General features: G+C 71.0%; 18 protein-coding genes. 9 read left to right on the top strand and 9 right to left on the bottom strand.

All coding sequences use genetic code 11. From position 1 onward, the window contains the following. Positions 1–150: 150 nt before the first annotated feature. The 3 genes from ACFWTE_RS04485 to ACFWTE_RS04495 all read right to left on the bottom strand — a co-directional run bounded on the left by ACFWTE_RS04485 (position 151) and on the right by ACFWTE_RS04495 (position 8,186). Positions 151–5,172, bottom strand: coding sequence for a DNA repair ATPase (locus ACFWTE_RS04485; RefSeq protein WP_378777926.1), 5,022 nt, complete (start codon positions 5,170–5,172; stop codon positions 151–153). A gap of 11 nt (positions 5,173–5,183) precedes the next feature. Continuing rightward, positions 5,184–7,229 (bottom strand): SPFH domain-containing protein, encoded by a 2,046-nt coding sequence (locus ACFWTE_RS04490; protein ID WP_378777927.1) that lies wholly within the window; start codon positions 7,227–7,229, stop codon positions 5,184–5,186. A gap of 234 nt (positions 7,230–7,463) precedes the next feature. Next, complete coding sequence (locus ACFWTE_RS04495) at positions 7,464–8,186, bottom strand: DUF1449 domain-containing protein (protein WP_378777928.1); 723 nt, start codon at positions 8,184–8,186, stop codon at positions 7,464–7,466. A gap of 297 nt (positions 8,187–8,483) precedes the next feature. Here ACFWTE_RS04495 and ACFWTE_RS04500 point away from each other — a divergent pair, with 297 nt between their 5' ends. The 5 genes from ACFWTE_RS04500 (at position 8,484) to ACFWTE_RS04520 (ending at position 12,207) form a co-directional block, all read left to right on the top strand. Continuing rightward, on the top strand, positions 8,484–8,918 hold the full coding sequence (locus ACFWTE_RS04500) for a YciI family protein (protein WP_378777929.1): 435 nt from the start codon (positions 8,484–8,486) through the stop codon (positions 8,916–8,918). Positions 8,919–8,973: 55 nt separating this feature from the next. Next, positions 8,974–10,239 carry an RNA polymerase sigma factor gene (locus ACFWTE_RS04505; RefSeq protein WP_378777930.1) on the top strand — a complete coding sequence of 422 codons (1,266 nt, stop codon included), beginning with the start codon at positions 8,974–8,976 and terminating at the stop codon, positions 10,237–10,239. A gap of 197 nt (positions 10,240–10,436) precedes the next feature. Further along, the gene (locus ACFWTE_RS04510; protein WP_378777931.1) at positions 10,437–11,423 is read left to right on the top strand and encodes an NAD-dependent epimerase/dehydratase family protein; all 987 of its coding nucleotides are present in this window, start codon (positions 10,437–10,439) and stop codon (positions 11,421–11,423) included. Positions 11,424–11,546: 123 nt separating this feature from the next. Continuing rightward, positions 11,547–11,810, top strand: coding sequence for a type II toxin-antitoxin system Phd/YefM family antitoxin (locus tag ACFWTE_RS04515; protein WP_378777932.1), 264 nt, complete (start codon positions 11,547–11,549; stop codon positions 11,808–11,810). Further along, positions 11,803–12,207 carry a type II toxin-antitoxin system VapC family toxin gene (locus ACFWTE_RS04520; RefSeq protein WP_378777933.1) on the top strand — a complete coding sequence of 135 codons (405 nt, stop codon included), beginning with the start codon at positions 11,803–11,805 and terminating at the stop codon, positions 12,205–12,207. The genes ACFWTE_RS04515 and ACFWTE_RS04520 overlap by 8 nt, the downstream gene beginning before the upstream one ends. A gap of 92 nt (positions 12,208–12,299) precedes the next feature. On the opposite strand, the gene clpB is transcribed toward ACFWTE_RS04520, so the two are convergent. The 5 genes from clpB to dnaK form a co-directional block, all read right to left on the bottom strand. Then, complete coding sequence (gene clpB / locus ACFWTE_RS04525; protein ID WP_378777934.1) at positions 12,300–14,912, bottom strand: ATP-dependent chaperone ClpB; 2,613 nt, start codon at positions 14,910–14,912, stop codon at positions 12,300–12,302. Positions 14,913–14,997: 85 nt separating this feature from the next. After that, entirely contained in the window at positions 14,998–15,615 is a 618-nt protein-coding gene (locus tag ACFWTE_RS04530) for a heat shock protein transcriptional repressor HspR (protein ID WP_378777935.1), read from the bottom strand. Continuing rightward, complete coding sequence (dnaJ, locus tag ACFWTE_RS04535) at positions 15,612–16,778, bottom strand: molecular chaperone DnaJ (protein WP_378777936.1); 1,167 nt, start codon at positions 16,776–16,778, stop codon at positions 15,612–15,614. The genes ACFWTE_RS04530 and dnaJ overlap by 4 nt, the downstream gene beginning before the upstream one ends. A gap of 140 nt (positions 16,779–16,918) precedes the next feature. Then, on the bottom strand, positions 16,919–17,686 hold the full coding sequence (grpE, locus tag ACFWTE_RS04540) for a nucleotide exchange factor GrpE (RefSeq protein WP_378777937.1): 768 nt from the start codon (positions 17,684–17,686) through the stop codon (positions 16,919–16,921). A gap of 37 nt (positions 17,687–17,723) precedes the next feature. Then, complete coding sequence (gene dnaK, locus ACFWTE_RS04545) at positions 17,724–19,577, bottom strand: molecular chaperone DnaK (protein WP_378777939.1); 1,854 nt, start codon at positions 19,575–19,577, stop codon at positions 17,724–17,726. Between the two features lie 648 nt (positions 19,578–20,225). Between dnaK and ACFWTE_RS04550 the strand changes: the two genes are divergently transcribed. Further along, entirely contained in the window at positions 20,226–22,433 is a 2,208-nt protein-coding gene (locus ACFWTE_RS04550) for a (Fe-S)-binding protein (protein WP_378777940.1), read from the top strand. 136 nt (positions 22,434–22,569) lie between these two features. Here the strand turns inward: ACFWTE_RS04550 and ACFWTE_RS04555 are convergent, their stop codons facing one another. Further along, positions 22,570–23,862: an alpha/beta hydrolase fold domain-containing protein gene (locus ACFWTE_RS04555; RefSeq protein ID WP_378777941.1), complete on the bottom strand. Its 1,293-nt coding sequence runs from the start codon at positions 23,860–23,862 to the stop codon at positions 22,570–22,572. A gap of 64 nt (positions 23,863–23,926) precedes the next feature. On the opposite strand from ACFWTE_RS04555, the gene ACFWTE_RS04560 reads away from it, so the two are divergent. The 3 genes from ACFWTE_RS04560 (at position 23,927) to ACFWTE_RS04570 (ending at position 26,501) form a co-directional block, all read left to right on the top strand. Beyond that, positions 23,927–24,550, top strand: coding sequence for a TetR/AcrR family transcriptional regulator (locus tag ACFWTE_RS04560; RefSeq protein WP_378777942.1), 624 nt, complete (start codon positions 23,927–23,929; stop codon positions 24,548–24,550). Positions 24,551–24,708: 158 nt separating this feature from the next. Then, positions 24,709–25,602 carry a LysR family transcriptional regulator gene (locus tag ACFWTE_RS04565; protein WP_378777943.1) on the top strand — a complete coding sequence of 298 codons (894 nt, stop codon included), beginning with the start codon at positions 24,709–24,711 and terminating at the stop codon, positions 25,600–25,602. Beyond that, positions 25,599–26,501: a serine hydrolase gene (locus ACFWTE_RS04570; RefSeq protein ID WP_378777944.1), complete on the top strand. Its 903-nt coding sequence runs from the start codon at positions 25,599–25,601 to the stop codon at positions 26,499–26,501. Before ACFWTE_RS04565 ends, ACFWTE_RS04570 begins: the two co-directional genes overlap by 4 nt. The last annotated feature ends 408 nt before the right edge of the window (positions 26,502–26,909 follow it).

A 26,909-nucleotide genomic window follows, 5' to 3' on the forward strand; every position in this document is an offset into this window, starting at 1 on the left:
CGCTTCAGGGCGAAAGCGGAAAAACCTACATTCCCCGCCGTCGCCCCGCAATCCCCGCGACAGCGGCCGACCCGGGGCTGACCCGGAGCCGACCGCCGCTGTGGCCCGTCCGCGCCGGGCTCTTGCCGCCGGCGCGCACGGGCCACCTACCTACCCCTCGCGGGTCCGGTCGATGGCGGTGCCGATCTCGCCGACCCGGTCGGCCAGCAGCCCCATCGCTCCGATCGCCCTGGTCAGCGGGTCGTCGTCCGCCCCGCCCAGTGCACGGCCCCGACGGAACCCCTCCTTGACCTGCGCCCACCGGGCCTTCTGCTCGGGCGTCATCACCCCGCGCAGCTCCGCCAGCTTGAGGAGGTTGGCCTCCGCACCCGACGTGAGAGTCTGCGCCTCGCCCAGGTAGTGGTCGTCGATGACGGCCTCCACCTCCGCGTCGTTCATGACCGGCACGATCTTCTCCGCCAGCCGGTTCATGTTGCGGTACGACCCCTGCAACTGGAACGGCGGTTCGGTGCGCGCGTCCTCCGACTGCGCCGCCGACGCGATGTAGGCCCGGTTGTTGGCCATCACCACCTCCTGCACCCGCAGCAGCTTGCGCAGCACCGACACGATCCGGTCCACCTCGACCGCCGAGTACGGGTGCGAGAGCTGGTCCGTGCCCACCGAGTCGTCGCCCTGCGCCATCCGCACGAACCGGTACACGTCCTCCCTCTCACGGGTGGACAGCGGGGCCAGGGTCGGGTTGGAGGTGAGCGCGTTCTCGATGTAGCTCAGCGAGAACGTCTCCTCCTTGCCCGACAGCACGTCGCCCAGGTTGTACACGTCGGCGCGGTTGGCCAGCATGTCCGGGATCCTGAACCGCTTGCCCTGCTCGGTGTACGGGTTGCCGGCCATACAGACCGCGAACCGCTTCCCGCGCAGGTCGTAGGTCCGGGTCCTCCCGTTCCACACACCCTCCATACGCCTCTGGCCGTCGCACAGCGAGATGAACTTCTGGAGCAGCTCCGGGTTCGTGTGCTGGACGTCGTCCAGGTAGAGCATGGTGTTGGCGCCCATCTCCAGGGCGAACGAGATCTTCTCGACCTCCTGCCGCGACGTGGCGTCCGGCGCCTCCGCGGGATCGAGGGACGTCACCGCGTGCCCCAGGGCGGGGCCGTTCACCTTCACGAACACCAGACCCAGGCGGCTCGCCACGTACTCCATCAGCGTGGTCTTGCCGTAACCGGGCGGGGAGATGAGCAGCAGCAGGCCGCTCTGGTCGGTGCGCTTGTCGTCACCGGCGGCGCCCAGCTGCTTGGCCAGGTTGTCGCCGATGAGCGGCAGGTACGACTCGTCCAGCAGGCGGTTGCGGACGAACCCGCTCATCACCTTCGGGCGGTACTCCTCCAGGCGCAGGCGCTCCCGCTCCGCGGCCACCAGCGCGTTGCGGCGCCGCTGGAAGTCCCGGTACGCGGGCACCTCCTCCAACCGGAACCGGCGTGTGCGCGGCAGGATCTCGTCCAACCGCACCTCCAGGGACCGGTCGCGCACGCGCGGGTGGGACCCCAGCATCCCGCCGACCGTCTCCGCCACGGCGGCCGACGACTCGTACCGGTCCGCGGCGGCCCCGGTCATCTCGATCGCCGCCGCCTCCGGCAGGTCGCCCGGGTCCACCCCGTCCAGGGTGGCCGCGAACGCCTCCAACCACGCCGACACCAGCTGGTGCTGGGCCGCCAGGTTCCCGTCGAGCTTGCGCAGGTCCTCACCGAACGCCGCGCGCGTGGTCTCCTGGGTGCTGCCCAGAGCCCGGTGGAACCGGTCCAGCAGTGTCCGCGCGCCCGCACCGGTCACGAACCCGCGCTCGGTGGGGGAGTCCGCCGCGAGCTCCTCGAACAGGTACTCGCCCGCCAGTTCCAGGTCGGCGTCCTGGTGCAGCCCGCTGTCGGTCAGGAAGGCGTCCACGGCCGCCGCCAGCTCCGTGCGCAACCCGTCGATCGCCGCCGACCGTCGTGCCCCGAACACCGCACGGGCGCGGGCCAGCGACGCGGCCCGGACCTCCCACGCCGACCGCTGCTCCTTCCCCGCACCGAACGCCCAGAACAGCTGCGCCGCAGCCCGCGTCCCGCCCGGGTACCGGAGCAGGCCGGCGCCCGTGCGGAGCCGCAGCAGGGCGGACAGCACCTTCGCGGCGTCGTGGTCGTGCACGCCGCGCTCGTACCCCTCGTCGTACCGGGCCTCGGCGGCCTCGCGCACCACTCCTGACAGGCCGGGACCGTCCGGGGTCAGCGCCGCCTCGCGCAGCCGCTCCAGCGACAGCCCGTCCGCGCCCTCCTCGGCGGCGGCGAGGATCGACGCCGCCAGGAACTCGGCCCGGTACACGTCCGGGCTCTCGGAGACCAGCAGCCGGTCCCACAGGTGCCGGGTCCGGCCGAACGCCTCGTCGGTGACCGGCGCCCGAAAGTCCGTGCCGGTGATCGCCACCGACATCTCACCGCCGTGGGGGGTGAGCGTCAGGTCGATCGGCTGGGTGTTCACCGCGAAGCGGTGCCTGCCCAGCCGGATCGTCTCCCCGCCCGCGCCCCCCTCGAACAGGTCGGTGCGGTCCTGGAGGGCCCGGCCCGCCTCCTGCCGGGCGGCCGTGATCCGGCCGTCCAGCTCCTCCGCGCGCACGGTGTCGCCGAGCGCGCGCATCTCCTCGGAGGTGCGGCGCAACCGCGCCACCATGGCGTCCGACGCGAAGTAGGTGTTGATCTCCTCCAGGGTCGTCAGTGTCGCGACCCGCCGGTGCACCCCCTCCAACACGCGGGCGGCCGACGACGCCAGCCGGTCGGCCCGCCGCGACCGCTCGTCCACCAGCGCCTGCTTGCGGGTGGAGAACGCCTCGTACACGTCCTCGCGCTTGTCCGAGAGCTCCCCGAGGAAGTCGTCGAACTCCGCGAACCGCGACTCCAGGTTCTCCAGCTGGAGCATGATCCGCCCCAGCTGCTCGTCGCACCGCTCCGGGGAGTCGGCCGCCGCCAGCGCACCCGTGATGGCCTGCCCCAACAGGGCGAACTCGGCAGCGAACTCCGCCCGCCCCTCCAGGGCCAGCAGCTCCTTGCGCCGGGTCTGCAGCGTGGCGCGCGCCCGGTTGACCCCGGCCAGCACCTCGCTCACCCGCTCCAGGATGCGCGTGCGCACCTTGGCGTCGCCGATGTCCAGCGAGCCGACGACCTCGGTGACGACCTGGAGGCCCTCGGTCTGCTCGGCGATGCGCTCACCGACGGACGTGGCCGCGCTGACCGCGTCGATGGTCTCGGCGTCCGCCACGAGCCGGTCCACCTCGGAGTGGTACCCGGCGAACGCGTCGTCCTGCTCCAGGAACGCCACCGTCCTGCGGCCGACCGCCGTGATCTCCTCGCCGAGCCTGCCGTCCAGCGCGTCCAGGCCGTCGGTGTCCACGTAGCGCGTCTCGCGCAGTGTGGCGGCCTGCCCCTGGGCGCGGCGCAGCTCGGTCAGCCGCGCCACCCACCCCTCCGCCGACCTGGGGGCCTCGCCCCGGGCCGTGCGGATGAGCGAGGCGGCCCTGTCCTCGGCCTCCGCCAGGGACTCGGCGGCCTGCCGGGTGAGCGCCTGGACCGTCTCGAACTCCTCCAGCACCCGCCCGGCGGTGGTCCGCACCTCCGACAGCGGCGACGCCAGGTCGCCCAGCTCCTCCTCACCCAGCCAGTGGAACTGGTCGAACGCCCGGCGGCACGCGGCGATGAGCGCCTCGAACACCTCCGTCGAGGGCCGCATGTCGGTGGTCATCCGCGCCACCGACAGGGCCTCGGACACGCCCCTCACCAGCTCGGCGTTGCCGATCCGCTCCAGGGGGCCGGTCCCCACCGGCTGGGCCGCCGCGTACACGTCGGACACGTACGGGGTCTGCCACACCTGCATCGGGTGTACACGGGTCGGCTCACCCGAGTCGCTGCGGAACACCGTCATGGTGCCGTCGTCGAACAGCGAGTACCCGTGGCAGACGAGGGGGTTGGCGACCTCCTTGCGGATCGTGTTGTACGACAGCAGCAGGCTGCGGCCGTCCGCGCGCGAGTGGAAGACGTACAGCACGTCCTCGCCGTTGGGAGAGCGCACCACGCGCTCGAACTCCAGGTCGGTGACGTCGGTGTCGAACGTCCGCGCCACGCCGGTGGCCAGGTAGTAGCCGCCGGGGAAGATCAGCCCCTGGTCGTCGGGCAGCCGCTGGCACGACTGGCCGACACCGTCGAGGCGCTCGACCTCCTTGGTGCGCGTGTTGAAGACCAGGTGCCGCCACTCGGTCTCGTTGTACGGCAGGACGCGCAGAAGGATCAGCGCGCCCGCCCTGGCGTACGACACCGAGGCGTCGGCCAGGCTCTGGAGCGGTTCGTCGACCGGCTCGCTGTAGACGCCCTCGCCGACCTCGGTGTTGTTCTCGACCTTGATGGTGAGGTCGCCGCCCACGGTCTCCACGAACAGCTCGTCGAGGATCGAGATGTGGGGGTGGCGACCCTGCACGTGGTCCTCGCGGGTGGTCTCCACCCACGTGAAGTCGTGCGACGGCGGGAACACGTGGTCGCGTTCGCCCCGGTCGTCGAGGTAGGCGATCTCACCGGTCGGCTGCACCGACCACCGCAGCACGCGCACGTCCTCGGTGCGCGGACCGGTCTGGAACACGGCCAGCAGCCGGTCCTCGATCCGTCGCAGCTGGAGCAGATGGGCGTCGCGGTAGTAGCGGTAGAGCTTCGCGAAGTCCTGCTGGAACGCCTCGTCGGAGATCAACCCGGGCACGGCGTCCCCGGCGGCGGCGAACGTGAACCCGTCGCCGCCGTGCTCGTACCGGTGCAGCGAGAACACGTCGGCGACGTGCGTCTCCCGCTGCATGCCGATGAAGACGTTGTAGCCGAACAGGATCATGCCCTCGGCACCCGAGCCGACGGAGCTGCCCACGCTGACGATGTCCCGGGGCACGCAGTTGTGCTCGGTGCGGATGCGCTCGGTGCCGAGCAGTGTCATCTCGGTGCCGCCGAACACCTCCAGACGGCGGGCGTTGAGCTCCTCGGTCCGCCGGGCCAGCTCACCGGACTGCTCGCGCAGCCGGGCGCGGAGCACCTCGTAGGTGCCCGCGTCCAGCGACTGCGCGTCAGCGGCGTCCGGCCCGGTGCCTGAGTTCTCCTGGGACTGGGCCTCGGTCACGGAGGACTACCTCACTGCTTGGAGTTGGCGAGAGCGGAGGCGGGAAGCTGGTCCACCCCGAGGGAGCGGGCGGTGCCGAGCAGGCCGTTGAGCTTGTCGACCTGCGGACCCCCGGAGCCGATCAGCTTGAGCAGCAGGGCGGACACGGTGAGGTTCTTGACGTCCGCGGTGTCGACCGACGCCAGCACCTTGCGGATGTCCCCGCCGAAGTCGCCCTCGCCGTTCAACCAACCCGAGCCCAGGGCCTGGACGGTGCTGGAGTTGTTGACGAACCCGTCGACCGACCTGCCCAGGCCGATGGCCCCGACCATGCGGTCGAAGAACGCCCCGTCACCGCCGACGATGTTGATGTCGGCGTTCTCCAGGCCGGTGGCCAGGACGGTGGCCTGGGCCTCGGCGACCTCGCGCTGGACGTTGATCCCCGCCAGGCGCACCTCCTTCTCGGCCTCCAGGCGCAGGCGGTACTCCTCGTGCTCGCGGCTGACCTGGTCCAGGGCGGCCATCGCCTCGGCCTTGTCGGTGAGGCCGGCGGCCTCGGCGCGCAGCTTCTGCTCGATGGCCTCGGCCTCGGCCTGCGCCTTCTCGCGGGCGACGACGGCCTCGGCGCGGCCGACCTTCTCGATGGCCTCGGCGTCCTGGTGGCGGACCTGCACCTCGGCCAGGCCCGCGGCGGCGGCCTCGGCCTGGGTGCCCTCGGCCAGGCGGATCTTGGCGCGGGTGTCCAGCTCGGCGGCCTGCTGGCGGGCCTCGGCGAGGGTGAGCTCCTCGGCGGCGCGGTGCTTGGACGCGGCCTCCGCGGCCTCGGCGGCCTTGATGTCCTTGACCAGGTTCTCCTGGGCCTCGGCCTCGGCGTGGATGATGACGGCCTGGCGCTGGCGCTCCGCCTCCTCGACGGCGCGCAGGCGCTTGATGGCCTCCTCCTGCTCGGCCACGGTGCGGTCCACGGCGATCCGCTCGCGGACGACCTCGGCGACCTCGCGGCGCTCGGCCTCGACCTCCTTGTCCTTGGAGATGCGGCTCAGCTCGGTCTCGCGCTCGCGCCCGATGACCTCCAGCATGCGGTCCTTCTCGATGCGCTCGCTCTCGATGGCGATGACGCGCTCGCGGTTCTTCTCGGCGACCGCGATCTCACGCTGCTGGTTCTGGGTCTGGACGCCCAGCGCCTCGTAGGTGCGGATGTTCGCCGTCTCGGCCTTCAGACGCTCCTCGGCCTGCACGCGGGCGGTCTCGGCCTCCTCACGGGCACGGATGATCTCGATCTCGCGCTTGGCCTTGGCGGTGGCCTCCTCGCGGCGCTTCTCCAGCTCGGCGAGGGTCTCGGCGGTCTCGGTGTTCTGCCGGTCGAGTTCCTTCTTGCGGTCGTTCTCGAACTCGTTGGTGCGCTTGTGCTCCTTGGCGGTGCGCTCCGTGATCTTGGAGATGCCCTGCGCGTCGAGGATGTTGTTGCTGTCGTGCTGGTGCAGCGGCGTCTGCTCCAGCTCGTCGATGGCGACGTCCTCCAGGCTGTAGCCGTTGAGGTCGGTGCCGATCAGGGAGACGATCGCGTGGCGGAACTGCTCGCGGTGGGTGAACAGCTCCTCGAAGTCGAACTGCTTGCCGACGGTCTTGAGCGCCTCGGAGAACTTGGAGTTGAACAGCTCCTGGAGCGTGTCCTGGTCACTGGCGCGTGCGGTGCCGATCGACTTGGCGACCTTCTTGACGTCCTCGGCGGTCTCGTTGACCCGGACGTAGAAGTACACCTTGATGTCCGCGCGGATGTTGTCCTTGCAGGTGAGCCCCTCCCGCCCGCGCCGGTCGAGGGTCAGCGTCTTGAGGGAGATGTCCATGATCTCGGCCTTGTGCAGGACCGGGAGGACGATCGCGCCGGTGAAGGTGACGTGGACGTCGCGCACCTTGGAGATGATCAGGGCCTTGCCCTGCTCGACCTTGCGGAAGAGGCGCGTGACCATCAGCAGCAGGGCGAGGAGGACGACGAGGCCGACGGCCACGGCGACACCGACGGTGAGGAAGGCCGCGTCCGCCGCCTCCTGGCCGTTCGTGGTAGCACTCAGCAACACGTGGGGGTCTCTTTCCGCGAGTGGCGTACGGGGGAAGCGGGGGCTTCGGGGGCGTGGCGGCTGCGGGTGGCCGCCCCGGAGAAGTGCGCTCGTCATGGTGGGACGCGGGCCCACCCGAAACGGTTCCGCTTCGTCCCAGGCGGGTCGGGCCCGACCGCTTCGCCCCGTCCCGGCCGACCCGCTGACACGGCCCGGCCCCGACGGCGCGCGGGCCGGGGTCCAGGGCCGGCCGACTCAGGACTGGCCGGGGTCCAGCGCAGCGTCGAAGTGGGTGACGAGGAAGACGTCGTTCTCCGAGCTGTGGTCGAAGATCAGGGCGGTGCTGCCCAGGGGCAGGACCTCGCCGCCGGTGGTGCGCACCGGGATGGAGATCGACGCGCCGCCCGCGGTGGTGATCTCGGCCTGGCCGAAGGACTCGTCGGCCTCACCGATGCGGATCACGCAGGTGCGTCCGACCAGCTCGTGCTTGGACCCGCTGGTGCGTTGGGGGATGAACCGCTGTACCGACATCACCAGCCCGCTGGTGACCGCCCACGCGGCGACGAGCGCGATCAGCAGGACCACGGCGCCGAGCGCCAGCAGCAGGGGGGTGGAGGTGGTGTTCAGGAGGTTGCTCATGATGCCTCCCATCATGCTCACGAACCAGGCGACGCAGACGAGCATGGTGAGCGTGACCGTGACCGGGACGCCCGCCCGTCGCCCGCCACCGCCCGTGGGGCGCTGCGCGCGGGACGGGCCACCGCCCTCAACGGACGCCTTCGGCGCGGTCCCTCCCAGCCCGACCCTGCCCATGACGGCGCTGAGGCCCATGGCGTCGCCGTCGGCGTCCACGCCGTCGAGGAGGTCCAGGTCGGCGGCGCCGATCACGACGAACAGCCAGTAGAGGGCGGCCACGATCAGCAGCGGGGTGAACAGCACCGTCGGAAAGCCGAAGGCGGTGTCCAAGAACAAGCCCATCCGAACCGCCCCCTCGCTCCGCGACCGCCGCCCGGCGCGACCGTGCCGGAACTCTACCGAACGGCCCAGGTCGGGCCCGAGGCGGCCACCGGGATGACCGGTTGTGGCCACGTACGGGCGTGGGGGTGCTCCCGTGCACGGCCCGATCGCCCGCACGCCGGGTCGGCGGTCCGGTCGGGGCTCCCCGGAAAAGTTCCGAAGAAAGTTCGGCCGTCGTGTCGATCCTGCGCCGTTCCGTTCGACGTGTAGACGAGAGCGGGGGAGAGAGGCTCCCCCTTCACACGGAAGGCGAACACCATGCGCTACATGATGTCGATCATGTCCGACCCGCAGGCCGAGGCGAACACCGAGATGACGCCGGAGATCTTCGAGGCGATGGCCGCCTACAACGAGGAGCTGGTCAAGGCCGGGGTCCTGCTCGCCGGTGACGGCCTGGCCCCCTCCGCGGAGGCGACCCGGGTCACCTTCTCCAACGGGCGCTCGACCGTCACGGACGGCCCCTTCGCCGAGGCCAAGGAGTTCATCGCCGGTTACTGGATCATCCAGGTGTCCTCGCCCGAGGAGGCCGTGGAGTGGGCCAGGCGCTGCCCGCACCCGGCGGAGGGCGACACCACCGAGATGAGCCTGGTGCTGCGCCGCATCATGGACACCGACGACTTCGGCGACGAGATGCCCGAGGAGCTCAAGGAGCGCGAGCGCGAGCTGCGCGCCCACAACGAGCACGAGGCCTGAACGGCCGGCCCGTCCCGGCTTGCGGTGGTGTGGCTGACGGTGCTGTCATTGTTCCGTGAGCCACACCGACGCAACCCGCGCGGTCGAGGCGGTCTGGCGCATCGAGTCGGCCCGCCTCGTCGCCGCGCTCACCCGGATGGTCGGCGACATCGGCCTCGCCGAGGAGTTCGCCCAGGACGCCCTGGTGAGCGCCCTGGAGAAGTGGCCCGGCGAGGGGGTGCCCGACAACCCCGGCGCCTGGCTGACCACCGTCGCCAAACGGCGCATGCTCGACCGCTGGCGCCGCGACGAGCGCTTCCAGAAGCGGATGGCCGACCTGGGCCGCGACATCGCCGAACACGACGGGCAGGCCGAGTTCGCCGCCGTCCTGGAGGAGGACTACGGCGACGACCTCCTCAAGCTGATGTTCGTGTGCTGCCACCCGGTGCTCTCCACCGAGGCGCGCGTCGCGCTCACCCTCCGCCTGCTCGGCGGGCTCACCACGGAGGAGATCGCCCGCGCGTTTTTGGTGTCGGAGTCCACCGTCGCCCAACGCGTCGTGCGCGCCAAGCGCACGCTCGCCGACAGGCGGGTGCCCTTCGAGGTGCCGGTCGGCGAGGACCGCGACGCCCGCCTCACCTCCGTCCTGGAGGTCGTCTACCTGGTGTTCAACGAGGGCTACACCGCCACCTCCGGGGGCGACTGGATACGCCCCGAGCTGTGCGAGGAGGCCATGCGCCTGGGAAGGGTGCTCGCCGCGCTGCTGCCCCGGGAACGCGAGGTGCACGGACTGGTCGCGCTGATGGAGCTGCACGCGTCCCGGTTTCGGGCCAGGGTCGGCCCGGGCGGCGAGCCCGTCCCGCTGGCGGACCAGGACCGCACCCGCTGGGACCGCAGGCTCGTGACTCGGGGGTTGCGGGCGCTGCGGCACGCGCTGTCGCCGGACCCGTCCGAGCCGCGCGGCCCCTACGCGCTCCAGGCGGCCATCGCGGCCAAGCACACCCAGGCCGCGGACGTGGAGGACACCGACTGGGCGGGCATCGCCGGACTGTACCTGGCCCTGGTCGGGGTCACCGGATCGCCGGTGGTGGAGCTGAACCGGGCCGTGGCGGTCTCGATGGCCGACGGGCCGGGGCCGGCCCTGGACATCGTGGACTCCCTGCGCGACGCCGGGGTCCTGGACGGGTACCACCTGCTGCCCGCCGTGCGCGGTGACCTGCTGCTGCGCCTGGACCGCCCCGGGGAGGCGCGCGAGGAGTTCGGGCGCGCCGCGGACCTCACCCTCAACGAGCGCGAGCGCTCGTTGCTCCTGGAGCGCGTCCGCGGCTGCGCCGGGGGCTGAGGGTTCCGGTCCGGGGCCTCGGAGCGTTCCCGCCGGAACGATCCGCGCCGGTTGTCGGCCGGTGATGTCGGCGACGAGGTCGGAGCCTTCCTGACACGGAGCCGGGCGGGAAACGCCCCCGTGTCAGGTCCGCGCACGGTTCTGCCCTGAGCAGGCAGCCCTGGCGGGTCGGTTCCGGAACCGGCAGACTCCCGGCCATGAGACTTCTCGTGCTGGGCGGTACCGAGTTCGTGGGACGAGCCGTGGTGGAGGACGCGCTGGGGCGCGGGTGGGACACCACCGTGTTCCACCGGGGGACCCGGCCCGCCCCGGAGGGCGCGACCGTGCTGCACGGCGACCGACTGGCCGGGAACGGGCTCGCCGAGCTGGGGACGGGCGAGTGGGACGCCGTCGTCGACACCTGGTCCGCGGCCCCCAGCGCGGTGGCCGCCACCGCGAACCTGCTCGCCGACCGTGTCGGCCACTACGCCTACGTCTCCAGCTGCTCCGTCTACACCTACCCCTCCCCGCCGGGCTCCGACGAGGACTGGCCGGTGGTGGAGGGGGCTCCGGACGCCGGCGCCACCGAGTACGCGAACGACAAACGGGGCGGCGAACTGGCCGCCGAGCGGGTCTTCGGCGACCGGGCTCTGTCCGTGCGGGCGGGCCTCATCCTCGGCCCGTACGAGAACATCGGCCGACTGCCCTGGTGGCTGAACCGGATCGCCCGGGGCGGCCCGGTCCTGGCGCCCGGCCCCCGCGACCTGCCGCTGCAGTACGTGGACGCGCGCGACCTCGCCGCCTGGACCCTGGACGCGGTCGGAAAGGGGCTGGGCGGCCCCCACAACCTGGTGAGCCCCGCGGGGCACACGACGATGGAGGGGCTTCTGGACGCCTGCGCCGCAGCCACGGGCTCCGACGCCGAGTTCCGGTGGACCGACCCCGGGACCGTCGTGGACGCGGGCATCCGGCCGTGGACGGACCTGCCGGTCTGGTTGCCGCCGGGCGAGATGCACGAGTCCATGCACGGTGCCGGCGTCGCCAGGGCGCTCGCGGCCGGACTGAGCTGCCGCCCGGTGGCGGAGACCGTCGCCGACACCTGGGAGTGGCTGCTGTCCGTGGGCGGTGCGGCCCCCCAGCGGCCGGACCGCCCGACGGTGGGGCTGGACCCCGAGGTGGAGGCACGGGTCCTCGCCGCCGGGTGATCCGCGGCCCGCGTGCGCCGTGCGCGGACGGCCCCGAAGGAGGCGAGACCGCGCACGAAGCTGTTCTGTGCCTTCCGGAACAAGCGTGTAGCACGGTGAGACACGGCGAGCTACGATGAGGTGATGAAGACCATCACTCAGCGCGAGTTCCGCAACAACGCGGCTTCCGTCATGGACCAGGTCGAAGCCGGGGAGACGTTCCACGTCACTCGCAACGGGGTCGAGGTGGCCGAGGTCAGTCCGATCGCACGCCGCCGCCGACTCAGCGCGGAGGAACTGGTGGAGCGTCACCGCAGGCTCCCCCATGTGGACTACACGCGGATGCGTGAGGAAGCCGATGACCTGTTCGGTGGCGGGGACCGCGTCGGGGACGACGAGCGTGGTTGAGCGGCCTGAGAACGGGGTGCTCGACACGTGCGTCTTCGTCGACCTCGGCAAGCTCGATCCCGACCTGCTCCCCAGGTTCCCCGACATCACCTCCGTCACGGTGGCCGAACTCCACCAGGGCGTGGCGATGGCGAAGGATCCGGTGAGCAGAGCCCAGCGCGCGGAGAAGCTGCAGTCCGCAGCGGTGGACTTCCTTCCCCTCCCGTTCGACGGTGAGGCGGCAGTCCGATACGGAACCCTGGTCGCCCTCACCCTTGCGGCGAACCGTAGCCCCAAGCCGCGCCGCTTGGACCTGATGATCGCCGCAGTCGCCTCGGTGCAGGGGCTTCCCCTGTACACGCGCAACGCCGACGATTTCGTCGGCCTCGACAGCGCGGTACGGATCGTCACCGTGTGACTGGGCTGCTCGGGCACGGGCCCGGTTCCGGCCTCTCGCCCCATCCGCCCCGCCCCCGTCCGGGGACGGGGCGATCACCCCCGCCGGTGCCCCTAGGAGACGGGCACGTCGGCCTTGCGCACGGTCACCCGCAGCTTGTCCGACACGTCTTCCACGTCCACGACCGCCGTGTCCCCCTCGGACAGCGAGCCCGACAACAGCTCCCGCGCCAGCGGGTCGCCGATGGTGGACTGCACCAGACGGCGCAGCGGACGCGCGCCGTAGTTCGGGTCGAAGCCCGTCAGGGCGAGCCACTCCCGGGCGCCCGGGGTGACGTCCAGGCCGAGCCGCCGGTCGGCCAGGCGGCCGGCCAGCTTGTCCACCTGGAGGTCCACGATCTGTGTCAGCTCCGCCGTGGACAGGGCGTCGAACATGATCACGTCGTCCAACCGGTTCAGGAACTCCGGCTTGAACGTCGCCCGCACCACGTCCATGACGCGGTCCCGGCGCACCGACTCCTCCAACGACTGGTCCACCAGGAACGGCGATCCCAGGTTGGAGGTGAGGATCAGGATGGTGTTGCGGAAGTCGACCTGGCGTCCCTGCCCGTCGGTCAGGCGGCCGTCGTCCAGCACCTGGAGCAGGGTGTCGAACACCTCCGGGTGCCCCTTCTCCACCTCGTCCAGCAGCACCACCGTGTACGGGCGCCGGCGCACCGCCTCGGTCAGCTGGCCGCCCTCCTCGTACCCCACGTACCCGGGGGGCGCCCCGACCAGGCGGGACACGGAGTGCTTCTCGGAGTACTCGCTCATGTCGATGCGCACGATCGCGCGCTCGTCGTCGAACAGGAACTCCGCCAGCGCCTTGGCCAACTCGGTCTTTCCGACACCGGTCGGGCCGAGGAACAGGAACGAACCCGTCGGCCGGTCCGGGTCGGAGATCCCCGCCCGCGCCCGGCGCACCGCGTCCGACACCGCCACGACGGCGTCCCTCTGGCCGATGATCCGCGAACCCAGTTCGTCCTCCATGCGCAGCAGCTTGGAGGTCTCGCCCTCCATCAGCCGCCCCACCGGGATACCGGTCCACGCGGACACCACGTCGGCGACCTCGTCGGCCCCGACCTCGTCCTTGACCATGCTGTCGCCGTCTTGGGGGGCGGCGCTCTCCTCGGCCTTGGACGCCTCCTCGACCTGCTTCTCCAGTTCGGGGATGTCCCCGTACATGAGCCGGGACGCCTCTCCGAAGTCGCCCTCGCGCTGCGCCAGCTCCGCCCGGGTGCGCAGGTCGTCCAGCTGGCCCTTGAGCTCGCCGACCCGGTTCAGACCGGCCTTCTCCTGCTCCCACCGGGCCACGAGGCCGGTGAGCTGCTCCTGGGTGTCGGCCAGGTCGGCGCGGAGCCGCTCCAGCCGCTGGACGCTGGCCGGGTCGGACTCCTTCTCCAGCGCCATCTCCTCCATCTTGAGGCGGTCGACGGTGCGCTTGAGCTCGTCGATCTCCACCGGGCTGGAGTCGATCTCCATGCGCAGCCGCGACGCGGCCTCGTCGATGAGGTCGATGGCCTTGTCGGGCAGGAACCGGGCGGTGATGTAGCGGTCGGACAGGGTCGCCGCGGCCACCAGCGCCGCGTCGGCGATCTGGACCTTGTGGTGTGCCTCGTAGCGGCCCTTGAGCCCGCGCAGGATCGCGATCGTGTCGCCCGCCGAAGGCTCCCCCACCATGACCTGCTGGAACCGCCGTTCGAGGGCGGGGTCCTTCTCGATCTTCTCCCGGTACTCGTCCAGGGTGGTCGCGCCGACCATGCGCAGCTCGCCGCGTGCCAGCATGGGCTTGAGCATGTTGCCCGCGTCCATGGCGCCCTCGGCGGCGCCCGCGCCGACCATGGTGTGCAGCTCGTCGATGAAGGTGATGACCTGGCCCTCGGACGCCTTGATCTCGGAGAGCACCGACTTGAGCCGCTCCTCGAACTCGCCCCGGTACTTGGCGCCCGCCACCATCGCGGACAGGTCCAGGCTGACCAGGCGCTTGCCGACCAGGGACTGCGGCACGTCACCGGCCACGATGCGCTGGGCGAGCCCCTCGACGACGGCGGTCTTGCCCACGCCGGGCTCACCGATGAGCACGGGGTTGTTCTTGGTCCGGCGGCTGAGCACCTGGATGACCCGGCGGATCTCCCCGTCGCGGCCGATGACCGGGTCGACCTTGCCCTCGCGGGCGCGCTCGGTGAGGTCGACGCCGAACTTCTCCAGCGCCTTGTAGGTGTCCTCGGGGTTCTCGGTGGTGATCTTCCCCGTTCCGCGCACCCGCTCGAACGCCTCCAGGAGGGCGTCGGGTGTCGCCCCCGTCTCGGTGAGCAGACGGGCGGCCTCGCCGCCGTCGGTGGCCAGACCCACCAGCAGGTGCTCGGTGGAGACGTACTCGTCCTCCATCTGCTGGGCGCGCTGCGCCGCCGTGTTGATGGAGACGATCAACTGCCGCGACGAGCTGGGCGAGCTGACCGTGGAACCCGCGGCCTTGGGGAGGGCGCCGACGGCCGCCTCGACCTTGTCCTTGAGGGAGTCGGGGCTGGCGCCGACCTCCTTGAGCAGCGGCCGGGTGATCCCCTCGGGCTGGTCCAGGAGGGCCGCCAGCAGGTGCGTGGGCTCCGTCTGCGGGCTGCCGTCCGTGGTGGCGCGGCGGATGGCCACCGACAGAGCCTCCTGGCTCTTCTGGGTGAGCTTGTAGTTCATGTGCGGTGACTCCTCGAAAAAATCATGTCACACAGTGTGATGTTCGATGGCCGACCGTTGCCCGTGACACCGGAGTGGAGGCCCGTCAGCCCCGCCCGTCCTCCGGACGGCCCCTCTTCGGACGGCCCCTCTCCGGACCGCCGGACCCGGTTCCGCGCTGCGGGCCGTCCTGGCCCCCGCCCTGCCCGGGAATCCCCGGGCCGGGTCCGCCCTGGCCGGGCTTCCCCTGCTGACCGGGAGCGTTCGGCCCGGTGTCCCGGGGCTCCTCGTCGCTTCCCGCGCTGCCGAAGGGCTCAGCCGTGTTGAAGATGGTCACACGGGTACGGCGCACCAGTTCGCCGCGGACCGCGGGCCCCGTCTCGGGCCTGCCCCGCCTGGACACCGCCCGCCGGGCCGCCTCCAGCTCGTTCGCCACGTGAAAGATCTGCTCGCGCAGCTGCTCGACCTCGCGCTGCAACTCCAGGATCCGCTTGATCCCGGCGAGGTTGATGCCCTCCTCCTGGGACAGCCGCTGCACCTCGCGCAGCGTCTGCACGTCGCGCATCGAGTAGCGGCGCCCCCGGCCCGACGCCCGACCGGGGGAGACGATCCCCAGCCGGTCGTACTGCCTCAGGGTCTGCGGGTGCATCCCCGCGAGTTCGGCGGCCACCGAGATCACGTAGACCGGGGCGTCAGCGCCGAAGGAGCCGTTCACGTTGTTCACGCACCCTTCGCCCGCGCCTCAAGCCCGTCACGCGGGTCGTAGTCGGACGTCGCCGCGCGGAACTTCTCCAGGGCCTCTCGCGCGTCACCGCTGAGCGTCTTGGGCACCGCGACCTCGACCGTGACGACCATGTCGCCGGCGGTGCCGTCCTTGCGGGTCGCGCCCTTGCCGCGCACCCGCAGCTTGTGGCCGTTCTGTGTACCCGGCGGAATCTTCACGGTCACCGGAAAGCCGTTGAGCGTTGGGATGCGGACGTCCGCGCCGAGCACCGCCTCGGGAAAGCTCACCGGCACGGTGATCGTCACGTTGTCGCCGCTCCTGCCGAACACCGGGTGCTCCTTCACGTGGACGACGACGTAGAGGTCGCCCGCCGGACCGCCGTTCTCACCCGGCGCGCCCTTGCCCTTGATCCTGATTCGCTGTCCGTCGGACACCCCGCCCGGGATGCGGGTCTGGATGGTGCGGGTGCTCTTGCCGCGCCCACTGCCGTTGCAGGTGGCGCAGGGGTCGTCCACGACCAGGCCGCGGCCCTTGCACTCGCTGCACGGCTCGGACAGCGAGAAGCCGCCCAGGTTGGTGTTCTCGTGCCCGGTGCCGGAACACTTCGGGCACATCCGCGGGGCAGTACCGAGTTTGGCGCCCGTGCCCTTGCAGGTGGGGCACGGCTCCTCGCTGGTCAGCTGGAAGGACCGTGTGACCCCGTCGGCGGCCTCGCGGAAGCTCAGGTTCGTCTCGGTCTCGACGTCGGCGCCGCGCCGGCTGCGGGTACCCCCGCCGCCCCGGCCGCGGTTGCCGAACAGGCCGCCGAAGATGTCGCTCAGGCGCTCACCGCCCGCGCCGCCACCGCTCCCGGGGGAGCCCTGGCCGAACAGGTCGCCCATGTCGAACCCACCGGGCCCGGTGCCGCCACCCGGGCGGTACGACCCGCCGAACAGGGAACGCGCCTCGTCGTACTCCTTGCGGCGCTTGTCGTCCGACAGGACGTTGTACGCCTCGGAGACCTCCTTGAAGCGGTCCTCGGCCTTGGGGTCGTCGGTGTTCGCGTCGGGGTGGCTCTCCCGGGCCAGCTTGCGGTAGGACTGCTTGATCTCGTCCTTCGAGGCGGTCTTTGAGACTCCCAGGACCTTGTAGTAGTCCTTCTCCAGGTAGTCCTTGGTGCTCATCGACTGGTGCCTTCTCCCCGCTGGTGCCGGTTGCGTCCGATGGTTCCACGTGACCCCGGCCCGCCACGGGCCGGGGTCCGCCTCCGGCCGTGGCCGCCGCTCGCGCGGAGGTCACGGCCGGAGCGTCACGGGCGTGCCCGCTACTTGCCGTTCTCCTCGCGACCGGGCTCGGCCGCGGCGTCGGCCTCGTCCGTTCCGGGGGCCCCGTTGTTCTCGGCGGACTCGGCCGGAGCCTCGCCGCCGCCGTCCACCGGGTCCCCGACGACCACGCGGGCCGGACGGAGGATCCTCTCACCGATGCGGTACCCCGGCTGGAAGACCTCGATCACCGACTGTACGGAGATGTTGGGGACCGGCACCAGGGTGAGTGCCTCGTGGATGGTCGGGTCGAACTCGTCGCCCTGGTCCGCGAAGCGCTCCAGGCCCAGCTTGGTGACGGAGGCCTCCAGGGCCTCACCCACCGCCTTGAACCCGCCGTTGAGCTCGTCGTGGCCCCGAGCGCGGCCGATGTCGTCCAGGATCGGCAGGAGTTCGCCGAGGACCTGGGCGGTGGCCATCTCGCGGACCGCCACGCGGTCGCGCTCGACGCGCTTGCGGTAGTTGGCGTACTCCGCCTGCACGCGCTTGATGTCGTTGGTCAGCTCGATGACCCGCTCGTCCGCGTTGATCGCGTCCGTGACCACGGATTCCGGTGTGTCCGGAATCTCGGGGAAGTCCTCCAGCTCGGCCTCGACGACGTCCTCATCGGAGTCGTCCGGCCCGCCGGCGGCCTCCCCGGAGGCGGTGGCCCCCTTGGGCTCCCGGACCTCACCGGTCTCGGGGTCGATCCGGCGGTTGTCGCGGATCACCGGCCCCTGCTTCTCGTCACCGTCACCGGTGCCGGGGTTGTTCTTGTCCGACGGCTCCATGTCCGACGCGCCCTCCTTCCTCGGCTCGACCTGGGACTCAGGACTGCTGGTTGCCCTTGCCGTTGTCCTCGTCGACGATCTCGGCGTCCACGACGTCGGTGTCGTCGGCGGTCTCCGAGGCGGACGGGCCGGCCTCACCGTCGGCGCCGCCCTGCTGGCCCTGGCTGTAGATCGCGGAACCGATCTTCTGGCTGGCCAGCGCGACCTTCTCGCTCGCCGAGCGGATGGCCTCGACGTCGGTGCCCTCAAGGGCGGTCTTGAGCTCGGCCACCGCGGCCTCGGTCTCGGACCGCACGTCCGCCGGGATCTTGTCCTCGTTGTCCTTGATGACCTTCTCGGTCTGGTAGACGAGGGACTCGGCGTTGTTGCGGACCTCGGCCTCCTCGCGGCGCTTGCGGTCCTCCTCCGCGTACTGCTCGGCGTCGCGGACCATCTTGTCGATGTCGTCCTTGGACATCGCGGAGCCGCCGGAGATGGTGACGGACTGCTCGCGGCCGGTGCCCAGGTCCTTCGCGGTGACGCTGACGATGCCGTTGGCGTCGATGTCGAAGGCGACCTCGATCTGCGGGACGCCGCGCGGGGCCGGGGGCAGACCGGTCAGGTCGAAGACGCCCAGCTTCTTGTTGTACTGGGCGATGTCGCGCTCGCCCTGGTACACCTGGATCTGCACGGACGGCTGGTTGTCGTCGGCCGTCGTGAAGATCTCGGAGCGCTTGGTCGGGATGGTCGTGTTGCGCTCGATGAGCTTGGTGAACACGCCGCCCTTGGTCTCGATGCCCAGCGACAGCGGGGTGACGTCCAGCAGCAGGACGTCCTTGACCTCGCCCTTGAGCACACCGGCCTGGAGCGCGGCGCCGATGGCCACGACCTCGTCCGGGTTGACGCCCTTGTTGGGCTCCTTGCCGCCGGTCATCTCCTTGACCAGGCCGGCGATGGCGGGCATACGCGTCGAGCCACCGACCAGGACCACGTGGTCGATCTGGTCGACGCTGATTCCGGCGTCCTTGATGACCTGCTGGAACGGGGTCTTGGTCCGCTCGACCAGGTCGGAGGTCAGGCGCTGGAACTCGGCGCGGGAGAGCTTCTCGTCCAGGTGCAGCGGGCCCTCGGCCGAGGCCGTGATGTAGGGCAGGTTGATGCCCGACTCGCTGGAGCTGGAGAGCTCGATCTTGGCCTTCTCCGCGGCCTCGCGCAGGCGCTGCAGGGCCATCTTGTCCTTGGACAGGTCCACGCCGTTGGAGTTCTTGAAGCGCTCGACCAGCCAGTTGACGATCGCCTGGTCCCAGTCGTCGCCGCCGAGGTGGTTGTCGCCGTTGGTCGCCTTGACCTCCACGACGCCGTCACCGACCTCCAGGAGGGAGACGTCGAAGGTGCCGCCGCCGAGGTCGTACACCAGGATGGTCGCCTCCTCCTCCTTCTCCAGGTGGTAGGCGAGGGCGGCCGAGGTCGGCTCGTTGATGATGCGCAGGACGTTGAGGCCCGCGATCGTGCCGGCCTCCTTGGTGGCCTGGCGCTGGGAGTCGCTGAAGTAGGCGGGGACGGTGATGACCGCGTCGGCCACGTCCTCGCCCAGGTAGGCCTCGGCGTCGCGCTTGAGTTTTTGGAGCACGAAGGCGCTGATCTGCTGGGGGTTGAAGGTCTTGTCGTCGATCTTCACCGTCCAGTCCGTGCCGATGTGGCGCTTCACCGAGCGGATGGTGCGGTCGACGTTGGTGACGGCCTGGCGCTTGGCCACCTCACCGACGAGAACCTCACCGTTCTTCGCGAAGGCGACAACGGACGGGGTGGTGCGGGAACCCTCGGCGTTGGCGATGACCGTCGGCTCGCCGCCCTCCAGGACCGCGACACACGAGTTCGTCGTACCGAGGTCGATTCCGACCGCACGAGCCATAGTTGCTTCCTCCGTCAAAGTTGAGTCGTTCAGACGTAAGTTTGCTTCGTCGAGTGGAAGCTGTCAAGTCAGTTGAGTCGACCAGACTCAAGTTACTTCCTACGCCCTGACAACGGCCGACCAGGTCGGGACGTTCCCGACCTGGGCACTCTTCACGAGGGAAATGGGCGAACCCCGGGACAACTCGGGGACTTCCTTGACCCGGAAACCAGGGGAGGCCGGGGTTCTCCAGGGGTCCCCCGGGGTGCCCGCGCCGGTTTTCCACAGCCCCCGGCTTCCGGTTGCCCCCGTCTCCCCGGTGCCCCAACCTGGGATCGGGGTTGATCTCTGGTGGTCCCACCGATGCCCCGGGGCGTCCCCCGGTGGCCGCGGTCCGCTACATATAGGGGGACGTGCGGTGTGTCCGGAGTCAACCCGGGTGTACCCGCGTGGTTCTGTAGCGCTGACGCCCGCCGGCGTCGGTGCGCGTGCGGAGGCCGGGGCCCGCAGCCCGCTCCGCACGCCGCTGTGGCGGGGTTCCCGTCGGAACCCCGTTCGGTGGTGGGGTGATCCGGTGGCGGCCGCGCGATTACCCGCTAGTAACATAAGTTCAGACCGCCGGTGTGTGGCGCACCGGCCGAAGAGAAGCAGGATGGGAGGCCTCCGGCGATGCATCCTCTGTACTTGACGCTGGGCATCATCACCTCGGTCTTCGCCGTGGTCGCGTTCACCTTGTTCGGTCTGGCCATCCGCCAGATCGTGCGAACCGTGGGTGTGGGCCGTGCGGTGGAGCCGGAGCGCAAGGGGCCGTTCGGACAACGGCTCACCATGGCGGTCATCGAGATCCTCGGGCACGGGCGCATGCTCAAGCGGCCCTGGATCGGTGTCGCGCACTGGTTCGTGATGGTCTCGTTCCCGCTGCTCGCCTTCACGGTCGTGGAAGCGCAGGGCGAGGTCTTCGACCCGCACTTCTCGCTGCCGGTCATCGCCGACTGGACGATCTACGGCCTGGCGATCGAGTTCATCGCCGGGACCAGCCTCGTCGGCATCCTGGGCCTGACCGCCTACCGGTTCGTCAACCGCCCCGCGCGGATCGGCCGCGAGTCCCGCTTCATGAACTCCAAGCAGTGGACCGGCTACTACGTCGAGGCGTACATCATCGGTCTGCTCTTCGCGATCTTCGTGATCCGCGGGTTCAAGGTCGCCTCCGACACCTTCCCCTTCCCGGTCTGGGCCACCCCGATCTCCCACGCCGTCGGCGCGATCCTGCCCGGTGACCTGGCGGTCGCCGACCCGGCGATCGCCCTGGTCGCCGCGTTCAAGCTGATCATCAGCTACGCGTTCTTCGTCGTGCTGGCCCTCAAGCTCACCATGGGCGTGGGCTGGCACCGCTTCATCGCCCCGGTCAACATCTACTTCAAGCGCAACGCCGACGGCACCCCGACCCTCGGCGCGGCCAAGCAGATGATGGACAAGTCCGGCACCAAGCCCCTCGACTTCGAGGAGGCCGACCCGGACGAGGACCCGTTCGGGGCGGGCAAGATCGAGGACTTCACCTGGAAGGGCCTCCTCGACTTCACCAGCTGCACCGAGTGCGGCCGCTGCCAGTCGCAGTGCCCCGCGTGGAACACCGGCAAGCCTCTCTCGCCCAAGAAGGTCATCCTCGACCTCCAGCGGCACGCCTACGAGAAGGCCCCGTACCTCCTCCAGGGCATCACCGAGGAGACCCTCGCCGAGAAGCCCGACGAGAGCCACGCGGGCGTGGACGTCCTCGCCCTCCTCAACAAGCCGCTGGTCGGCACCGAGGAGGAGGGTGGCGTCATCCACCCCGACGAGCTGTGGGCCTGCACCAACTGCGGTGCCTGCGTCGAGCAGTGCCCGGTCGACATCGAGCACATCGACCACATCCTCGACATGCGCCGCTACCAGGTGATGGTGGAGTCCAACTTCCCGTCCGAGGCCAACACGCTCCTCAAGAACCTGGAGAACAAGGGCAACCCCTGGGGCATGGCCGAGGACCGGCGCATGGACTGGATCGCCGAGCTGGCCTCCCAGGAGAACCCGGTCGAGGTCCAGGTCGTCGAGGACACGCTGCCCGAGGGCACCGAGTACCTGTTCTGGGTCGGCTGCGCCGGAGCACTGGAGGACCGGGCGAAGAAGACCACCAAGGCCATCGCCGAACTCCTGGACATCGCGGGCGTCAAGTTCGCCGTCCTGGGCGGCATGGAGGCCTGCACCGGCGACCCCGCCCGCCGCCTGGGCATGGAGTACGTCTTCCAGATGCTCGCGCAGCAGAACGTGGAGACGCTCAACGAGGCCGGTGTCACCAAGATCGTGGCCAGCTGCCCGCACTGCTTCAACACCCTCGCCAACGAGTACCCGCAGCTCGGCGGTACCTACGAGGTCGTCCACCACAGCCAGCTGCTGGCCAAGCTGGTGGAGGAGGGGCAGCTCACCCCGGTCAACTCCGTGGACGAGAACATCACCTACCACGACCCCTGCTTCCTGGGCCGCCACAACAAGGTGTACACGCCGCCGCGCGACATCATGGCGCAGGTGCCCGGGGTCAAGACCCAGGAGATGCACCGCCACAAGGAGCGGGGCTTCTGCTGCGGCGCCGGTGGCGCCCGCATGTGGATGGAGGAGCGGATCGGCAAGCGCATCAACACCGAGCGGGTGGACGAGGCGCTGACCACCAACCCCGACACCGTCTCCACCGCCTGCCCGTTCTGCCAGGTCATGCTCGGCGACGCGATCAACGAGAAGAAGTCGCAGGGCGAGGCCAAGGAGACGCTGGAGGTCGTGGACGTCTCCCAGCTGCTGCTGCGCTCGGTCCGGGGCGAGGCCCCCAAGGAGGCCGAGGCCGCGGACGCCTGACCGCCGGCGCACACGCGCCGACGCCGGGGCCGGGCACCTGTCGCGAGAGTCCTCGTGGCCGGTGCCCGGCCCCTTCCGCGTCCACCCGGTCCACGGGCGGCCCGCCCGTGGACCCTGGGGTCGGGCGGACCGGTTCTCACGGGGCGAGGTGGTCGGTGAGGAACGCGTCCAGCGTGTGCCGTGTGAGCTGGCTGGCGAAGCCGCCCCAGTTGAGGTCGAACATGTGCTCGGCCCACGGGATCTCCAGGTGCTGGTACGGGACCCCCGACCCGTCGAGCCGGGAGGCGAGGCGGCGGTTGTCCTCCGTCCCCAGGAACAGGTCGTGGCCCGACATGACGAGCAGGGTGGGCGGGCTGTCGGCGGACACCTGGTGGAGGGGTGAGATGAGTTCGTACTCCTCCGGGACCTCCTCCGGCGTGCCGCCCATCATCCGCACGGAGCCCTCGTCCAGGTCGTCGCCCACGGGGGAGTGGCGCTGCCGCCACGGGACCTCGGGGGCCTCGTCGGTTCCGTCGGCCACGGAGTACCAGGCCACGACCGCGTCCACGTCCGCTTCGGGGACGTCGCAGCTCGGCGGGATCTCCTCCGCCGACGTGTACCCGGCGAGGAGCGCGAGCAGGCCGCCCGCGGACTGGCCGGTGACCGCCACCCGGTCCGGGTCCGCCCCGTACTCCTCCGCGTGTTCGCGGGCCCAGCCGATCGCACACTTGACGTCGGCCACGGAGGCCGACCAGTCGCCGTCCGGGAAGTACCGGTAGTCCGCGTCGAACACCACGCGCCCGCCGTCCGCGAGCCAGGCGTCCCAGCGGGGGAGGAGGCTCTGGGGCAGGTCGTCGGCGCCTCCGTGGACGTTCACCACGATGGGCAGCGGGGCGTCGCCCCTCTCCGCCGGTTCCCACACGTCGAGGACCAGTTCCTCGGCCTCCGTGTCGTGCGGCGCCGTGCCGGAGGCCTCGGTCCGCAGGTAGGTGCGGGTCTCGGGTTCCCGGTCGGTGCTGGTGGCGAGTCCCGCGGTGTATCCGCCGAGGCTGAGCCGGGCGCCCTCGGCGCGTGCGGTGGACCAGATCGCGGTGGGGGGCACGAGCGCCGCGAGAAGGACGGCGGCGTTGGCCGCGACCGCGGCCGCCGCGAGTCGCCGCCGCCACCGGCCCGCGTCCGGTCCGGCCCGCTGCGCCGTGTCCGGGTGGCTCCGGCTGCGCGAGGCGAGGGCGAGCACCAGTCCGACGGCGGCCAGGGTGGCGAACAGCAGGCTGAACTCCAACACCAGCAGTCCGTACTGCCAGGCCTCCCATGACGGTGGCGGCAACAGCACGAGCGCGGTGGCCGCCGTCCCGGTCAGGGCGGTGGTGAACGCCGTGGCGAGCGCGATGCGGCGGCCTGCGGTGGCGATCCGCTGTCCGGCGGTGCGGGGGGCGGGTGGGCGATCCATGCTTCCTCCATTCGATACGTATGTATCGATACGATCGTATCGAACGGTGTGGGTGTGCCACAATATGGCCGTGCCCAGGTACGTAGACAGGGAAGACCGCCGTCGGCGGGTGGCCGCGGCGCTCCATCGGATCGCCGCCCGTGAGGGCCTGGAGGGCGTCAGCATCCGCACCGTCGCGGCAGAGGCAGGGCTGTCCGTGGGGGCCGTCCAGCGCGACTTCGGCACCAAGGACGACCTGCTCCACTTCGCGCTTCGCGAGGTGCTCGCGGCCGTGACCGCGCGGATCTCGCGTGTGCGCGTCGGCCCCGGAAGACTGACCTTCGCCGACGGGTTGCGCCAGGTCCTTCTCGACGTGCTGCCGACGGACGGGGACCGTCTGGCCGAGGCACGCGTCTGGTCGGCGTTCTACGCACGTGCCGCCGTGGACGCCGCCTTCGCGGCCGTCCTCGCCGAACTCGACGAACAGGCACGAGCCTCCCTCAGGACGGCTGTCGGGTACGCCGAAGAGCAGGGGGAACTCGCACCGGGACAGGACCCCGACGCACTGGTGGAACTGCTGCTGGTCCTCGTCGACGGGATCTGGCTCAGTGCCGTCCGCCGTCCGCCGGGTGCGTCCCTCGCCCCCCAGCGGGCGGCTGTCGACGCGGCCGTCGCCGCCGTCACCTCTGAAACGCAGACCGCACCGTAACCCCGTGCCCCTCATGCGCCCCCCGGCGTCCCGGGCGCACGGCCTCCCCCGGTGGGCGGAGCGACCGCGGGGCCTCCGCCGCGGCGGTGCCGCCGACCGTGATGCGCTCCCTGGAGGGAAGGGCACCTTCCATGCCGAAGAGACATAGGGTGACCGGCATGGATCTCGTCGGCGCCTGCAAGGCGTTCGTGAACGTGGGAGAGAGGGGCAGCTTCACCCTCGGGGCCGCTGCCGCCCGTATCCCCCAGCCGGTCGCCAGCAGGCGCATCGCGGCACTGGAGGGCCACCTGGGGGCCCGCCTGTTCGACCGCTCCACCCGCAGGGCCACCCTCACCCAGTTCGGGCGCGACATGCTGCCGTCCGCCCGGCGCCTGGTCCAGTTGGCGGAGGAGATGGAGCACGACGCGGAGCGGGCCGTCCTGCGCCCCCTGCGCCTCGCCGTGCCTGACACCTGTGCCACCCGCGACCTCGCAGAGCTCGGTGCGAAGGCCCGTCGGGAGGGCCTGAACCTGGACTTTCGCCCCGTCCAGCCCTCCGCCCGGACCGAGCTCCTGGGCTCCCGCGAGGTCCGTGCCGCCCTGGTGGGCACCCCGCCGGGCGAGGGCGCCTGGACGGTGCCCCTCGGACTGGCGAGTGCCGCGGAGCCCCGGGGCGGCGCCGTCTACGCGGAGACCCTGCGCGTGGACCGCGACAGGTCGGCCTCACCGGGCCGCCGCGTCTGGATCCAGCCCGAGGACGACGTCCCGCACGTGCGCGACCCCCTCAACCGGCTGCGGGACGCCGTCGGACTGCGGCCCGCCCAGGTCGCCGTGGCCGCCTCCCTGGCCTCCGCCGCCGCGGAGGTGCTGGGCTCGGACGACCTCCTGCTGTGCTCCCGCCGCCAGGCCGGGGACCTGGGACTGCACTGGCGTCGGACCGGCGGGATCAGCCTCGCGCGCGGATACGCGGTGGTCGCCGACACCGGCGAGGAGGCCGAGCGGCTGCGTGTGCTCCTGGGGCGGGAGATCGCCCGCTGCCTGGGCGTACCGGACGGAGAGGGGGAGGCCGAATGAGCGCCACCGGACTGGTCCGGGATCTGCGCCGCGAACTCGACGACGCCGGCCTGCGGGGGTCGTTCCTCGTCCGCGACCTCGACACGGGGGAGGAACTCGGCATCGAACCCGAGCTGGAGTTCTCGACGGCCTCGCTCGTCAAGGTCCCGCTCGCCGTCGCCACGCTCGAACGCATCCGTGCCGGGGAGATCGACGGTGCCGAACAGGTCCTCGTGCAGCCGGGGAGGAGCGACATCCCGATGCACACGGGGATGAGCAGGTTCCGCCACCCCGCGAAGGTCAGCATCGAGGACCTGCTCTACCTCAGCACCTGTCTGAGCGACAACACCGCCGCCGACACCCTGTTCGAGGTGACCCCGCCCGAGCGGGTCGACGCCTGGCTCCGCTCCGCGGGCCTGCGCGGCATCACCGTCCGGCACAAGCTCCGGGACCTCAACGAGACGCCCGCGGACCTGCTCGGCCCCGACCACGCGCACATGGCCCACTCGCTGGCCATCGGCGAGGGGACGGCGGGGCGCGGACACCGCATCCCCCAGCTCGACGTGACCCGGGCCAGCTCCGGGTCGGCACGGGCGTTCACCGACCTGCTGGAGGCTCTGTGGCGGCCCTCGGTGATCGATCCGGGGATCGCCGCGCGGGTACGGGAGCTGATGCGCGGCAACGTCCTGCGTCACCGTCTGGCGCCGGACTTCACCTCCGACGTCTCCACCTGGTCGTCCAAGACGGGCACTTTGCTGAACCTGCGCCACGAGTTCGGGGTGGTCGAGCACGCCGACGGCCAGGTGTTCGCGGTCTCGGTGCTCACCGAGTCGCGCGTGCCGGCCGTCCACCAGCCGGGAGCCGAGGCGCTCATGGCCCGTGTGGCCCGCTCCCTGCGCGACCACCTCCGCGCGTATTAGCGCTTCCACCCTATTCGGCGTGATCTTGTGCTTATAGCGAGTTTGGGCGTCGAAATCGGCTATAAGCACAAGATCATCGAGGGCTGCCCCCTCACGTTCTTCGAGGCTGTCCGGGTGAATCCGAAACGGTGGTACCCGGAGCCGCGTTACCGACTTCCGTATGGCCGGTCGGGCCGGGGATTTCGGCTGTCCCGGGGGCGCACCGCAAGGGCCCTGCGGACCCTGCGACGTCGTATGCAAGCGGGGTTCCGGGCCCCCGTGACCACGCACCGTCCATCGGCGCGCGGTATTCACGACGTTTCCCGGGCGGGCGTGGGAGCGGTCTTCTTCGGGGGTGAGTTTCCCGGGAGGCTGCTTCCCGCGAAACGCACTCCCGGGGCGGGGATTGGCTAAATGAAACTTCTTCAT

The organism is Nocardiopsis sp. NPDC058631 (genome assembly GCF_042716955.1).
In the GTDB taxonomy this organism is placed as follows: Bacteria; Actinomycetota; Actinomycetes; order Streptosporangiales; family Streptosporangiaceae; genus Nocardiopsis.